This is a genomic window from Glutamicibacter arilaitensis, assembly GCF_044793945.1.
Classification (GTDB): domain Bacteria; phylum Actinomycetota; class Actinomycetes; order Actinomycetales; family Micrococcaceae; genus Glutamicibacter; species Glutamicibacter arilaitensis_B.
On the sequence record NZ_CP084994.1, the window covers coordinates 3,332,833 to 3,348,269 of the forward strand.

The 15,437-nt window shown below is 61.0% G+C and carries 9 protein-coding genes; 6 read left to right on the top strand and 3 right to left on the bottom strand.

Annotation, left to right across the window (positions count from 1 at the left end; translation table 11 throughout):
* Positions 1–363: 363 nt before the first annotated feature.
* From moaA to LG294_RS15635, 4 genes are all read left to right on the top strand, one after another.
* Positions 364–1,407 (top strand): GTP 3',8-cyclase MoaA, encoded by a 1,044-nt coding sequence (gene moaA, locus LG294_RS15620; RefSeq protein WP_404287324.1) that lies wholly within the window; start codon positions 364–366, stop codon positions 1,405–1,407.
* Positions 1,408–1,747: 340 nt separating this feature from the next.
* Positions 1,748–3,151, top strand: a complete 1,404-nt coding sequence (locus LG294_RS15625; RefSeq protein ID WP_404291798.1) for an MFS transporter — start codon at positions 1,748–1,750, stop codon at positions 3,149–3,151.
* Positions 3,152–5,299 carry a molybdopterin oxidoreductase family protein gene (locus LG294_RS15630; protein ID WP_404287326.1) on the top strand — a complete coding sequence of 716 codons (2,148 nt, stop codon included), beginning with the start codon at positions 3,152–3,154 and terminating at the stop codon, positions 5,297–5,299. It abuts the gene before it with no gap.
* Positions 5,296–6,804 (top strand): FAD-dependent oxidoreductase, encoded by a 1,509-nt coding sequence (locus tag LG294_RS15635; protein WP_404287328.1) that lies wholly within the window; start codon positions 5,296–5,298, stop codon positions 6,802–6,804. Before LG294_RS15630 ends, LG294_RS15635 begins: the two co-directional genes overlap by 4 nt.
* 112 nt (positions 6,805–6,916) lie before the next feature.
* Here the strand turns inward: LG294_RS15635 and LG294_RS15640 are convergent, their stop codons facing one another.
* On the bottom strand, positions 6,917–8,470 hold the full coding sequence (locus LG294_RS15640) for an AbgT family transporter (protein ID WP_404287330.1): 1,554 nt from the start codon (positions 8,468–8,470) through the stop codon (positions 6,917–6,919).
* A 229-nt stretch (positions 8,471–8,699) separates the two neighbouring features.
* The gene (locus LG294_RS15645) at positions 8,700–9,788 is read right to left on the bottom strand and encodes a DUF5937 family protein (RefSeq protein WP_404287332.1); all 1,089 of its coding nucleotides are present in this window, start codon (positions 9,786–9,788) and stop codon (positions 8,700–8,702) included.
* Between the two features lie 147 nt (positions 9,789–9,935).
* Here LG294_RS15645 and LG294_RS15650 point away from each other — a divergent pair, with 147 nt between their 5' ends.
* Positions 9,936–11,810 (top strand): CocE/NonD family hydrolase, encoded by a 1,875-nt coding sequence (locus LG294_RS15650; protein WP_404287334.1) that lies wholly within the window; start codon positions 9,936–9,938, stop codon positions 11,808–11,810.
* A gap of 251 nt (positions 11,811–12,061) precedes the next feature.
* Here the strand turns inward: LG294_RS15650 and nirD are convergent, their stop codons facing one another.
* Entirely contained in the window at positions 12,062–12,439 is a 378-nt protein-coding gene (nirD, locus tag LG294_RS15655; RefSeq protein WP_404287336.1) for a nitrite reductase small subunit NirD, read from the bottom strand.
* 360 nt (positions 12,440–12,799) lie between these two features.
* On the opposite strand from nirD, the gene nirB reads away from it, so the two are divergent.
* Positions 12,800–15,409 (top strand): nitrite reductase large subunit NirB, encoded by a 2,610-nt coding sequence (gene nirB / locus LG294_RS15660; RefSeq protein WP_404287338.1) that lies wholly within the window; start codon positions 12,800–12,802, stop codon positions 15,407–15,409.
* The last annotated feature ends 28 nt before the right edge of the window (positions 15,410–15,437 follow it).

The window sequence follows — 15,437 nt, forward strand, 5'->3', positions numbered from 1 at the left end:
GTGGACGGAATCGTGCGGAAGAAAAGTAATCGGCGTCAAAGTACTCCCCAAAGTTTGGCTTGAGGCGTCCGCGCTACCGAAGAAGCAAATGCAAGGCCTGCGCTGCCCACCGGATTCGAGACTAGAAGTCGACCCGAGTGATGCGGGGCAACACGATCCAAGGTATTCTCGAATTCGAATCACTTGTCTCTTGCCGGCGCACCTTTGGCGACCTTGAATTATCGCTGCTGGCCTTTGGCTGCTGGGTCTCAAGAATTCAATGTTGACCTGCCATCTCGGTAGCTTCGCATACAGTGCGGATGGCAGTCTTCCCATATCAATAGCTTGCAGCCGCCCAATCAGCAACTTTTCAGGAGGTGCACCGTGGCTCTGAACGTAGATCCCATCAGAGTGGCAGACGCTCGCGGTCGGGCATTGCGGGACTTGCGGATCTCGGTGACCGACCGGTGCAATTTCCGTTGCGTCTACTGCATGCCCAAAGAAGTCTTCGGCAAAGATTTTCAGTTCCGCGAACGCTCGGAACTGCTGAGCTTCGAAGAAATTGAACGGCTAGCTAGCATCGCGGTATCCCTCGGTGTCAGCAAACTTCGCCTCACCGGCGGTGAACCGCTGCTGCGGCGCGGAATCGAGGACCTGATTTCCCGGTTGGCGGCGCTGCGCACGCCAGAAGGAAAACCGGTAGATCTGGCGATGACCACTAACGGGTCGGCCTTGGCCATCAAGGCCGCCGCGCTCAAAGAGGCAGGGTTGAACCGTGTGACGGTATCCCTTGACTCGCTGGACAACGAACGTTTTCAAGCCATCAATGACGTCAAGTTCCCGGTTGATAAGGTACTTGCCGCCATCGAAGCCGCGGCACAAGCGGGCCTTGGCCCGGTGAAGATCAATACCGTGCTCAAGCGTGGAGTCAACGACGACGAAATTCTCGACCTCGCCGAGCACTTCCGCGGTACCGGGCATATTCTGCGATTCATTGAATACATGGACGTCGGGGCCTCCAATCAGTGGAAGCTGGACGAGGTTGTCCCCTCCGCTGAGGTCATCAAGAGAATTTCCGCACGGCACCGGCTCGAACCCGCAGCACCTACGCAACTGGGGGAAACCGCAAAACGCTGGAATTACGCCGATGGGTCCGGGGAAATCGGCGTGATTTCCTCGGTAACCGGAGCCTTCTGCGGGGACTGCACCCGGGCCCGGGTGTCAGCAGAAGGTCGGCTATACACCTGCCTCTTTGCCTCCGAAGGCACGGATCTGCGCGCATTGCTTCGCTCGGATGCCGATGACCGGGACATCGCCTTGGCGCTCGGTGGACTGTGGAACAAACGCGATGACAACTACTCGGAGCTGCGCGCGGCCTTGGAACCAGGGGACCGCAAGCGTATCGAAATGTCGTATATCGGCGGATAACTCGCACGATGTTGGAACGCCCCTGGCCGATTCATTCCGCCGCGCATGGCCGCTTTGAGCGCGCTCCACCTTGAACGCGTAGGGACACGACAACGAGAAATCACTCGGCGAGCGTCGTCCCCCAATCCCTGAAATCCGCTGCCCTGCAGGCAGCTGGGTGAGCCACGAATAGACGCTTTCACTTGGTGCTACTCCGCTGGTTTCGAACAGATTACGAGAAGCTATCGCAGGACCCGCACGCGCAGTGAATTTAAATTCCCTTGGGTGCAACACCGCTCGTACCTAGGCGAAATACCTCTCTGGAATGCTCAAAAGCATCAGCCAGTAGTGAGAGGGAACGATTCGCGTGAGCACCAAACTAGATTCAGACCCGCAGACGGGCGGCGCAGTCACAGAAGCCGGTATATCGCTTCAGCTATCCAAGGGACGCTGGATCAATAATTGGGACGCAGAAAATCCCGCATTCTGGAATGCCGTGGGCCAGAAAACCGCAGCGGTCAACCTGCGCTGGTCGATCTTCGCCGAATTCCTCGGCTTCGTGGTGTGGCAGCTATTCGCCATCGTCGCGGTGTATCTGCCGGCGGCAGGTTTCGAATACAGCACATCCCAGCTGTTCTGGCTGATCTCGATGCCGAGCCTCGTGGGCGCCACACTTCGCATTCCCTATACCTTCATGGTGGCCCGTTTCGGTGGCCGCAACTGGACCATTGTCTCGGCCCTGTTGCTGCTGATCCCGGCCGGCGGTCTGGCCCTTGCCGTCGCAAATACCAGCACCCCCTTCTGGGTGATGCTGACCCTTGCGGGCCTTGCTGGTTTCGGCGGCGGCAACTTCGCCTCCTCGATGGCAAACATCACCTACTTCTACCCCGCCTCGCAAAAAGGTTGGGCCTTGGGGCTCAACGCCGCCGGTGGCAACCTCGGCGCGGCCGTAGCCCAGCTGCTGGTACCGATCGCCATCACGGTGTTCGCCGCCGGATCTTTGCAGCTTTCACTGGCCGGAATCATCTGGATCCCGTTGATCCTGATCGCCGCATTCGGTGCGTTGCGCAATATGCATAACCTGTCCAACGCCCGTTCGGATGTGCGCGGAGCGCTCGCCTGCCTGCGCGAAAAGCACCTGTGGATCATCGCGTCCCTGTATATCGGCACCTTTGGTTCATTCATTGGATTCTCCGCGGTCTTCCCGAAGCTGATCGTGGATACATTCGCCGAATATTCGGCCTTCGCACTGGGCACCGCCACCATCACCTTGGCCTTCCTAGGCCCACTGGTCGGTTCGCTGACGCGCCCGTTCGGTGGCAGGCTAGCGGACCGATTCGGCGGAGCACGCATAACCTTGGCTTCCTTGTCAGTGATGGCACTGGTCACCGTAGGGTTGGTCCTCACCCTGCCGGCCGCGAACTTCTGGGTGTTCCTTGGCCTCTTCCTGGTTCTTTTCACCGCCAGCGGTGTTGGCAATGGTTCAACCTACCGAATGATTCCAGCGGTCTTTGCATTGCGCGCGGAGCTGAGCACGGACAGCGTCGGAGCGGCTCGCAAGGGTGCGGCGGCCTTGGGACTGATCTCGGCCATTGGAGCCTATGGCGGTTTTTTGGTCCCGCAGGCCCTAGGGCTTTCAGTCTCCTGGGCGGGATCTTACCTCCCGGCCTTCTGCGTCTTCGTTGGGATCTACGCGCTGCTGATGGCAGTGACCTGGTTCTGCTACGTACGACGAGGCACCATCTTTGCCCAGCAAGGAATCTAAATGAGCCCGCTCACCGATACGCACTGCCCCTACTGCGCCTTGCAGTGTGGCATTACCCTGCAGCCCGCCGCCACCGAGGCATCCGAACCCGTGGCATTGCAGGGCCGAAACTTCGAAACCAACGGCGGTGCCTTGTGCCGCAAAGGCTACAGCGCCGCGACGTTGCTCAAGCACCCCGACCGCTTGACCGCTCCACTGCTGCGCCAGGCCGATGGTTCCTTTGCACCCATCGGGTGGGATGAGGCACTGGATCTGATTGCCGAGCGCGCCGCCAGCATCCGAGCCGAATATGGCGCGGATGCCGTGGCGGTGTTCGGCGCCGGCGGATTGACCAACGAGAAGGGCTACCAGCTGGGCAAGTTTGCCCGACTGGCGCTGGGGACCTCGCGCATCGACTACAACGGCAGATTCTGCATGTCCTCGGCCGCGGCGGCCGGCAACCGCAGCTTCGGACTGGACCGCGGCTTGCCATTCCCGTTAGCCGATCTGGACGGCGCCTCGATGATCCTCATGCTCGGGTCAAACGTCGCGGACACCATGCCGCCGTTCGTGCGGCATCTTGCCGGGGCCCGCGATTGCGGCGGGCTGATCGTGGTGGACCCACGGCGTTCTGCCACCGCCGAACTCTCAGCCAACGGGGCGGGTTGGCATCTGCAGCCCACCCCGGCCAGCGATCTGCAACTGCTCTTAGGCTTGTCCCACGTATTGCTTGCCGAGTCTTTAGCCGATGCGCAGTACCTGGAAGCGCGGACCAATGGTTTGGAGCAATTGCGCAGCTCGCTAGCCGCGTGGTGGCCCGAACGCGTCGAGAAAGCCACCGGCGTTCCGGCCGCCGAGATCCGCCGCACCGCCCGGGCATTGGCGGACGCCGCACGCAGCGCAAGAAACGGGGGCCGCCCGGTCTACATCCTCACCGGCCGCGGAGTGGAACAGCATGCCAACGGCACCGACACCACCACCGCAGCCATCAATCTAGCGCTATTGCTGGGTCTGCCCGGCAGCACCGCCGGAGGGTTCGGCACCATCACCGGGCAGGGCAATGGTCAAGGCGGGCGCGAGCACGGGCAGAAGTGCGACCAGCTGCCCGGATACCGCACGATCACCGACCCGGCGCACCGCAAGCATGTGGCCAAGGTCTGGGGAGTCGACCCGGACATCCTTCCGGGCCCGGGAATTCCCGCCACGCAATTGCTGCACAGCTTGGGAACCACCCAGGGATCAAGGATGCTCATGGTGCACGGTTCCAATCCGGCGCTCTCCTCCCCTGACGCATCCCAGGTCATCGAGGCGCTGCGTCGACTCGACTTCCTGGTGGTGTCCGATTTCTTCCTTTCCGAAACGGCAGCCGAGGCGCATCTGGTGCTCCCGGTACTCCAGTGGGCCGAGGAGGAAGGCACCATGACCAATCTGGAAGGGCGGGTGCTGCGCCGCCGGGCAGCATTGGACGCACCGGGCCAGGCCCGCAACGAATTATGGATTCTTGCCGAACTGGCCACAAGGCTGGGCTCCCCCGGCCGCTTTTCCGCCGATGCCCGGGAGGTCTTCGAAGAGCTTCGCCTGGCCTCCGCCGGCGGTCTGGCCGACTATTCGGGCATCGACTGGGATGATCTGGATGCAGGAGCCGCCGTGTATTGGCCCTGCACCGCGGAATCTACAATTTCCCGCACGCCCGGTACCCGTTCCGGTACCCCACGGCTCTTCCTGGACCGCTTCGCGCACCGCGACGGCAGGGCGAAGCTGATCGCGGTGTACCCGGAAGCAGCAGCCGAGCAGGCACCGCATGCGGACAAAATTTCTCTGGTCACCGGACGCCTGCTGGAGCACTACCAATCGGGGGCGCAAACCCGCCGCGTGGCCGAGCTGCAGGCGGCAGCGCCCGAGGCAAGACTGGAAATCCATCCAGCCACCGCGCTTTCCTTTGGCATCGCGGACGGGCAACGGGTCCGGGTGGGGAGCGGACAAGGACAAATGCTTGCACGGGCCCGTCTGACCACAGCAATCCGTCTGGACACCGTATTTCTTCCCTTCCATTTTCCCGGATCAAATAACGCAAACATTCTCACTGCCGCGGTGGTTGACCCGCTCAGCTCCATGCCCGAGTTCAAGCATGTCCCCGTCTCGCTTAGACCTGTAGGAGAAGAGCCATGATTCAGCAAGCCAAGGAACGCATTGTCATTATCGGATTCGGTCCGGTGGCTGCTTCCCTCGTCGAGGGGCTGTTGCCCGGAGCCGCGGCTGGAACTATCGAGCTGACCGTGGTCTCGTCCGAAAAGCACCTGGCCTACAATCGCGTGCTGCTTGCGGAGCTGGCCATCGGTTCCACGCGCGCAGAGCATCTGGGCATGGTCGATGAAACCCGACTGCTAGCTGCGGGCGTTATCCTGCGAATGGGGCGCACCGTGAAGCGGGTGGACCGTTCCCGCCGCCACGTTCTCTTCGAAGATGCCGCCCCGCTGGGCTACGACCGTTTGGTCTTCGCCACGGGCGCCAGGCCAACGATTCCGCCGCTCAATGGGTTGAACTTCGATCCGCATGCCGATGCGCAACTCCCCCAGGGGGTACTCGCCCTGCGCACCATCGAGGACGCCGAGAACCTCAACGGCGTGCTGCAAGGCAGTGGCCGCGTGCTGGTGCTCGGTGGTGGAATCCTCGGTATCGAAGCCGCGCTGGCCATGGCCGAGTCCGGACACCACCCGGTGCTGATCCACCACGGACCGGCACCGCTGGGTCGGGTGGTGGATGCTGACGGCGGCAAGCTGCTGATCCGCAATCTGCGCGACGCTGGGGTCGAGGTGATCTCCGAGGCACGCGCCACCGGAATCCAGAAAGATGAAACGGCGTTCACCGGGCTGATTACGCAAACCCACGGCGTGATCGAAGGCGCTGCCTTAGTGCTGTCTACCGGCGTGCGGGCACGCACCGAGCTGGCCTCCAGCTGCGGGCTCGGCGTCAATCGCGGAATAAAGACGAATGAGCATCTGGCCGCGGATACCGAACATCGCATCTTCGCCATCGGCGACTGCGCCGAGGTGGCCGGCCAAGCGCCGATGGGACTGCTCGCACCGGGGTGGGCCCAAGCCGGATGGTTGGCTCAATATATGCTCAATACACCTGCTCCGGGGCCGGCCGATCCAACGCTGCACGATCCGATCGACCTCGCCCCGCCGGCTCTGGAATCATCGGATGTGCTGATGCTCAAGGGCCAGGGAATTGAGCTGACCGCCGGTGGAAATATTTCGGACGGACTCTGGGACGAGTCCGGCAGCCAAGTCACCGTCTACGCCGACCCTGCTGCGGGCAAGTACCTGAAAATGGTTTCCCAGGCAGGTGTGCTGACCGGGTTCCTCGCCATGGGGCTGCCAAGAACCAGCGCGGAGCTAGTGCTCAGCTATGAACGCGGCAGCTCGCTTCCCGCGGACCGCTCAACGTTGCTGCGCCTAGATGACCCCGGAACCTTGGAACCGGTAAGCGCCCCCGGCCCAGATGATCAGTTATGCCGTTGCTCCGGAGCGACCCATGGGCAGGTCGCCCATGCGGTTGAGTCAGGGTGCACCACGGTGGCCGAGGTCGGAACGGCGTGCCGCGCGGGCACCGGTTGCGGAGGTTGCCGCGCGGTGATTGAAGAGATGCTCAAGATGCCGGTTCCGGCCTGAGACGCCAGTCCTGCAGTACCCGTACTGGCGCACCCTTGTGCACTCTGGTTCAACGCTCAGAAGGTCCTGGTGCATGCGTCCACAGTGTAGGCCTTCGGTGTTCTGCCGATCTCTAGCGCACCGGTGCGCCAGGGCCAAGTGGGATGCCAAGGGCCCACCAGGCGAAGAACAAGCCAAGCCACACCACGAACATGATCAGTGCACAGGGCAAGGTGAAGGAAATCAGCGTACCAATACCGGCTTTTTTGTTCAGTGTCTGAAGGTAGCCAACGCACAGCACAAAACTGGTGCTCATCGGTGTGATGGAGTTCGTGCATGAATCCGCTATGCGGTATAGCGCCATCGTCGTGGCGGGATTCGTGTCAAGGAGCATCATCATTGGCACGATGACCGGAGCAACCAAAGCCCATAGCGCCTGGCCGGACGTGATCAGCAGGTTCAGCATTGCGATGGCTACGACGACTATCAGGAACAATCCCACGCTGTTGATGCCCAAGCCCTGGATGGAATCCGAGCCAACCACCGCAACCACAGTGCTGATTTTCGTGTATTTGAACAATGCGAGGAACTGCGAAACCGCAAAGAACAAGACAATCAGAGGAGCAATGGAGCGCACACCGTCTGCCATGAATCGCGGGATGTCGGAGGCGGATTCCAATTGCCCGGATCCCTTGGCGAAAGCGGAGCCTATGGCCAGGAAGAACAGGGACAGGAAGAACGCGATTCCGTCCAGGAAAGGAGACTCGAGGAATTCCCCACCCTCTCCGCGAAGCGGTGACCCTGGCATGAGGATGGCAGCTACCACAAGCACAATGAACGCTATTGCAGTGAGTCCGGTGACGCGCAGTCCGCGTCGTTCCTGGGCATCGGTGAGCACCGGGCTGGAATCTACGCCGGCATTGCCGGATTCCGCGTGCTGCTCGTCGACCACCAGTGTGTGCTCGCGCTTCTTCAAGATCAGCTCGGTGACAATAGTGATGGTTATTGCAAGTATCAGCGCGGAGACCGTCGTGAAGTACATATTGTCCGTGGCACGAACGGTGAAAGTTGGATCGATAATATGCGCCGCTTCGGTAGCTACCTGAGCGAAAACGACGTCGCCCGGAGCGATCAGCGGATTTGCGTCACCGGCGGCATTGATCGAAACGAAAGCCACAATCATTCCCAGCATCGGCGAACGGCCCACGGCTTTGAATGCCACCGCTCCCAACGGAATCAGTACGACGTAGGCGGAATCCGAGAGGAACTTGGATAGTGCCCCGCCCAAGGCCACAGCGAACACAACCGAGCGTGGGGATACATTGCTCAGCGCACGGCGTGCGATCACTTCAAAGAGACCGGATCTGTCCGCAACGGCAACGCCCAACATGACGATCAAGACCGTGCCCAGCGGACCGAAGGTGACGAATGATTCTTCGGCTCCGGTGAGCAGATCGCGGATTGCCTCGACGCTCAGCGCGTTGTTAACGCCGACCTTATCGCCGGTAGCAGGATCCACAACCTGAATTCCCGTGCTCGAGAGAATCCAGCTGGCCACTGCAAGCACACCAAAAAGAATCCAGAACAGCCAAAACGGGTGTGGCAGAGCGTTTCCTGCTCGTTCCACCCCCGCAAGTAATCTGAGCCCTAACGGCTCCTTGCGGCTCTCGGTTTTGATGGTGGTCATGGAATCCTCCAATAGTGGGTTTGCTCAAAGCTCCCAGTTGCACTTGGTAGCGTAGGGGCACTTACCCCACTAGTGATTTCTATTACAATCCGCCGCGGCGGCTGGCATGATTACCCAATTTAGGACAATCGTTTCCTTGCCTAGCGCCCGATAATGCAGTGACGTTCTGCAAACTGATGCAGCCTGTTTCCCCAGCGTTTCCCGGAATTTCGGAATCTGGTTCAGCAGTTCACCGGGTCAGCGTGGCCAACAGGTCAGGGCCGAGCCGAAGCACGGTGGCCGTGTCGATCCGGTGGTAGACGAGTTTGCCGCGACGTTCCGAGACCACCAGATCGGCTTCGCGTAGAACACGCAAGGAGCGGGAAATCTGCGCTGCTGGCTGTCCAAGCCTGGTCGCGAGTTCGGAGGTGGTCATGGGCTCGGCCGAGATGTGCCTGAACAGTTCCATTCTTGACTCCGCGCTCAGGGCACTGAGCCGGTCGCGTACTTGCTGAATCTTAAGGAGTTCCTTCTGGCCGGCCTGCGCGGGAAAATGGACGATGACCGGATAGCCGTCGCGGTCCTTGACCGTGAGGTGGTTGCCGATCCACCGTGAGGGAATCAGCAGCAGCTGCCTGCCGGCTAGCTGAACTCTGCGCTGCTGAAGCTTGTCGAAGCGAACTTCGGATAGCCCAGGGAACGCTTTGGCAGTCACGCTCAGAGTGGCAATGACCGTTGCGGGGTCAGCTCGATTCAACTTGCCCGCGAGCTGTGCCGCAGCACCACCCAATGGGACAAATAATCCTTCCCATTCTCTGCTGAAGAAGGAGCTCCAGCAATCGGCTAAGAATCTAATGATTCTGCTCCGGAACCCCTGCGGGTTCTGCAAAAGTTGATCGGCTAGCTCGAAGCGGCCTAGTGATCGGGAGCGGCAAGTCTCAAGGAATTCCGCTCGGTCGCTTTGATCATGCAGCAGTTTTTCAGCCGCCGGCAGCCCCTGGCTGAATCCGCGGATTCCTTCCGCGGCCATGCTGACGAATGTTTCCAACGGCAATGCTGCCAAAGCGGCCAATTCCCGTTCGAAAATCTGATTCGTATCCGAAGCCAGAGGAAAGAAGAAGCGTGCCCGGAACCTAGCCCACAATGGGGAAAGTTCGTTGAATTCTGCGATCAACCCGTCGTCCAGGTGACGTGCAATTTCCTGGATTTCTGCTGATGAATCGAAATGGTGGTCAGGTTCGGCCCACACATGGAGCACCGCCATCAGCTCCGCCAGTGGAGATATTGAAACGCCTAGATCCTTCGTGTCGAATCCGGCGAATTGCAGCGTGATGGCCATTTGTCCTCCTCCACCGTGGCGAGCCTGCATGAACAATTGGCTCACTTTTGCCAATTGTCTCACGCGCTGCCACTTCACTGGATAACTTCATATTGGCAGGAACCGCCGATCCGCCTGCAAGTCACACCGGTTGATCAACTACTAGAAATGAGTTCAGCCTTGCCCACCTCTATCGATGACGCTTCGTTGCTATCTGAAACGACCGCCCAGCTTCAGGAATTCATGGTTGCTCTCAGCGATGGCTGCAAGCTGGCAACCGATGTCTACGGAGTCAACCAGCACGATCGGCCACTTCCCGTTGTCCTGGAACGCACTCCCTATGGAAAACGTTCAAGCCGGGATTCAGATCAATCTGTGCACGACCAAGCAGTTCCGCAGCCCTCTGAAATCGCCGACTTCTTCGTCCAACGGGGCTACATCGTCGTGCGGCAAGACTGCCGAGGCCGAGGACGCTCCGAGGGCGATTTCGTCAAGTACCTCAACGAGGGTCAGGATGGCGCAGATACCATCGCCTGGATCACCTCCCAGCCTTGGTGCGACGGCCGTGTGCTGATGAATGGCGTTTCCTACTCGGCGCATGTCCAAACGGCGGCCGCAGCATTGTCGCCGACAGGCCTAGCCGGAATGTTCATGGACTCCGGCGGTTTCTCCTCGGCCTACGAAGTTGGCATGCGCATGGGGGGAGCCTTCGAACTCAAGCAAGCCACGTGGGCTTTCCGCCACGCGGTCCGCAGTCCCGAAGCAGCCGTGAACCCCGTCATCGCTTCGGGTCTGGCAGAGGTGGACGTTGCCGATTGGTTCCGGCAAACGCCATGGCGGAAAGGCAACTCCCCGCTAAGCCTGACCCCTGAGTACGAAAACTTCTTGCTGGAGCAATGGGCCAACGAAAAGTTCGACGACTACTGGAGCCAGCCAGCCATTTATGCCCGGGACTCCTATGACAAATTTCCCGACGTTCCCAGCTTCCACATTTCCAGCTGGTACGACCCGTACGTCGCTTCGGCCACCGAGAACTTCCAACAGCTGTCCGCGCGTAAAACCAGTCCGGCCTATCTGCTCCTGGGTCCTTGGATTCACGGCAAGCGTTGCCAGAAATACGCGGGCGACGTGGACTTCGGTCCGAACGCATACTTTGACGGCAATCTCGCGGCCTCGTACCTGGATTTCCGGGCAGACTGGATGGACGAGGTGCTCCGCAGCAATTCCACGGCCGACAAACGCAGCCGTGTCACCTATTTCCTGATGGGCGGCGGCAGCGGCCGCGCCACGGAGCAGGGACGGCTGGACCATGGTGGCCGCTGGGAACAAGCAAGCACCTGGCCGCCGGAGAACACGCAGGAAATCTCCCTGTACTGCTCGCCTCAGGGGCAGCTGATCACTGAACCGGTGGCAGCAGAAACCAGCATCACCTATTCGTTCGATCCCAATAATCCGGTTCCCACCATCGGCGGACAAGTAACCAGCGGGGAGCCGGTAATGCGCGGCGGGGGCTTTGACCAGGTGGTCAACGACTCGGTATTCGCCGCAGATCAAACACCGCTTCCGCTCAGCGCCCGGCCAGACGTGCTCGTCTTCCGAACCGATCGGCTCGAGGAATCGATGAGCATTGCTGGCGAGGTCACCGCCGACATCTATCTCTCCTCCTCGGCCAAGGACACCGATTTGACCATCAAATTAATCGATGAGTACCCGCCAAGCAGCGATTTTCCTCAGGGGTACGCCCTGAATCTCACCGAAGGCATCATGCGTGTCAGATACCGGGATTCCTTTGCCGAACCCGAGCTGATGAATCCGCATCAGGTCTACCGTGTTCGGGTTTCGGCGCCGGCCACTGCCAATCACTTTGCAGTCGGGCACCGGCTGCGGCTGGATATCTCCTCGAGCAATTTTCCGCGCTTTGACATCAACTCGAATACCGGTGGGTCGATAGCCACCGACAGGGTCAAGGTCGTGGCCGAGAATACGGTGCATATGTCCGCGGACCATCCAACAGCGATCTCGCTTCACCTTGTGAAAGATTAGACCAGAAACCGTCTTCAGTGGTGCTCGGCAAGCCAATCCACCGTCCGGTCTCAGGACCGTAGCAACGAGCCGCTGATTGAGGCCGGGACAAACGCATTGCGTGTTTGTCCCGGCCTCAATGGCTGCCTGCTCTTGGATTTTCCCACTCAGGTATTGTCAGTGCGCTGGCCAGATTCCAGCAGCCGATTGGACCTCTATCCAGCCTTGCCAGGCCGAATGCTCTATGCGCTCCAGGGGTTCATAATCGTAAATCATCGGCTCTGTTCCATCCATAGCTGTCCCTCGATCTCGATGAGTTTATGTACTGGAAGTGGCTGCGAGTCGGAATTCAGGCATGCACCGGTGTCGAGCCGATACACTTCCTTATGCAGCGGACAGGCGACTGTTGGAACGCGCTGGCCCGCAATGCTGGTGTCACCGAGGATTCCGCGAGCCATGACCTTTGCACCGCTGCTGGGACAGTGGTGGGAAGCCGCGAAGAAATCCTCGGATTCGGTGCGGTACAACGCGATCTGCTGGCCTTCCAGCAAGGCGGTTTCGCCCCACCCTGGTTCCAGATCATCCGGCCGGCAGACCGATGCGTGCTTAGGTGGAATGCCTATTACGTGCTCTTCGACTACAGCGCTCATCGCTGCGCTCCTTTCAACTGGTTTCCTTCGATAATTCGAGCTTAGAACTGCAATGTTTCACGCCATACGTTCTGGTGTTGCACCTCGGTAAACCGTCTATCACCGAGTCGCACCGGCGCGGTGAGCTCCCAATTCCTCCCGGAATACTAGGATTTCTGTGCGGATATCCGGAAATTGGGCCACGTAGTCAGCTGGTTTGATTCCAACATATTTCGCGCTGCTCACCGGCGCTTTGCTCGGTGGTGGAGAAATTTGTGGCTATCGAAACATAAGGGAAATTGGGGCGCAAAACAGATTTTCTAGGCTGGGAGCAGTCAGCAACAAGCACTGATTGTTCCCGAGCGAAAGTCGAGTTTCATCATGGGCACAGCACATGGATCCCGCCGCATCGTGGTGGTGGGCGGAGGCCCCGCCGCACACCGTTTTACGCAGGCTGTTTCAAGCCGCGAGCCAAGCGACCTGCACATCACAGTGCTCACCGAGGAGACGCACCTGCCCTATGACCGGGTGGCCCTCTCCCAGGCGCTGACCAACCCCGGAGTCGACCTGACCCTCGGGGAGGCCGAGCTGTGGGACCTCGCTCATGTCACCCTGAAGACCGGTGCCGCGGTCACCGAGCTCGACAGCATCAACCAGATCGTGCGCACCGCCGACGGACGCGACTTCGAATACGACGAGCTGGTGCTGGCTACCGGCTCGAACGCAGCAACTCTCCCGATTCCAGGAGCCGAACACACCCACGTTTACCGCACTCTGGAAGATGTGTGGGGCATCGCCGACCAGGTCCGCACGCTGGCCGAGACTTTGGGCAGGGCGCCGGTGGTGGCGACCATCGGTGGCGGACTGCTCGGTCTGGAAGCCGCGGCCGGCGCGCAGGCGCTGGGCGCCGAAGCCGTGGTCATCGATGGAGGCAAATGGCTGATGGGCACCCAGCTCGACGAAGGTGCAGGCCAGGCCATGGGTCGGCTCATCGCCGATACCGGCTTCACCGTCCACGGCGGAGTCTTCCCGAAAGAGATTCTCACCTGCTCCGAAACAGGGGTGGTCTCCGGGGTGCTGATGGCCGACGAGCGCATAATCGACGCGGATATGGTCATCGTGTCAATCGGGGTGCGTCCCCGCGATGAAATCGCCCGCAACTACAACGCCGCCCTTGATGCCGCCCAAAGCAGCCAATTGCGCTTCGGCATCGGCCCTCGCGGCGGCATCGAAATCGACGCCGGCTGCGCCACCACGATCCCGAACGTCTATGCCATTGGCGAGGTCGCGAACTTTCAAGGGCTGTGCATCGGCCTGGTGGCACCGGCCAACGCCATGGCCGAGATCCTCGCCGACCGGCTGCAGGGAGGCAGCGCCGAGTTCACCGGCTTCGATACGGCCACGAAACTGAAGCTCTCCGGGGTGGACGTGGCAAGCTTCGGCGACGGGTTCGCCCGTACCGAGGGCGCGCTGGAGGTCGTCTATGCGGATGCGCCGCGTGGGCTCTACCAAAAGATCGTGGTCTCTTCCGATGCAAAGGTGCTGCTTGGCGGCATCTTCGTCGGCGACGCCAGCCCCTATCAGTCGCTGCGTCCGCTGCTGGGCCGCGAACTGCCAGGTGAGCCGGGAGCCTATCTCAGCGCGCTCGGCGGCGAAACACCGCAGGGTGAGCTGCCCGATGATGCGGTGCTCTGCTCCTGCAATAACGTCAGCGTCGGTTCGATCCGTGATGCGGTGGGAGGCTGCGGAAGCTGTGAAGGCCAAGCGCCGGTCACCACCCTTGCCGGGCTCAAGGGCTGCACCCGCGCCGGGACCCAATGCGGTTCCTGCGTGCCGATGCTCAAGAAGCTGATGGAAACCGAAATGCTGAAGAACGGCGCCGAGGTCTCCGCTGCCATGTGCGAGCACTTCGAGCTGTCCCGCGCGCAACTTTTCGAGGCGGTGGCCTTGGCCGGGTTGACCAGTTACCCGCAGATCATGGAACGCTTCGGCACTGGTGCGGGCTGCGATATCTGCAAGCCGGTCATCGCCTCGGTGCTTGCCAGCCAGACCTCGGTGCACCCGATGGAAGCTGGCCTGGCCGGTGCGCAGGACACCAACGACCGGGTGATGGCCAATATGCAGAAGGACGGCACCTACTCGGTGGTCCCGCGTATCCCGGGCGGGGAAATCACCCCGGAGAAGCTCGGCGTGATCGCGGCGGTGGCGGCGAAGTACAACCTGTACACCAAGCTCACCGGCGGGCTGCGCATCGACATGTTCGGCGCCCGCCTGGAGCAGCTGCCGGAGATCTGGAAGGAACTGGTGGACGCCGGCTTCGAATCCGGGCAGGCCTACGGCAAGTCGCTGCGCAATGTGAAGACCTGCGTCGGCTCCTCCTGGTGCCGCTACGGCATGCTGGACTCGGTGGCCATGGGCATCGAAATGGAGCTGCGCTACCGCGGGCTGCGCGCCCCGCACAAGTTCAAGATGGGCGTCTCGGGCTGCGCCCGCGAATGCGCCGAGGCCCGAGCCAAGGACGTCGGCGTCATCGCCACCGCCGAGGGCTGGAACCTGTATGTGGGCGGCAATGGCGGGGCGAACCCGGCCCACGCCCAGCTGCTGGTCGGCGGTATCGATGACAAGACGCTGATCCGCTACATCGACCGCTACCTGATGTACTACATCCGCACCGCGGACAAGCTCCAGCGCACCGCACGCTGGATGGATGATCTGGAGGACGGCATCGAGCATGTGAAGGCAGTGGTGGTCCAGGACTCCCTGGGCCTGGGTGCGGAACTTGAGGCGGCCATGGAGTCGCATGTGGGCAACTACCAGGACGAATGGGCGGCGACACTTGCGGATCCGGAGAAGCTGCGCCGCTTCCGCTCCTTCGTCAATGCCCCGGACCAAAAGGACGAGGAGCTGCGCTACGTGCCCGAACGCGGCCAGCACCGCCCGGCCGAGCCGGTGCGCCTCGGTGCCACCATCTCCATCGGGGCACCGGGCTAAGCCGCTGAACCCATGGGCGCAGCTAAAT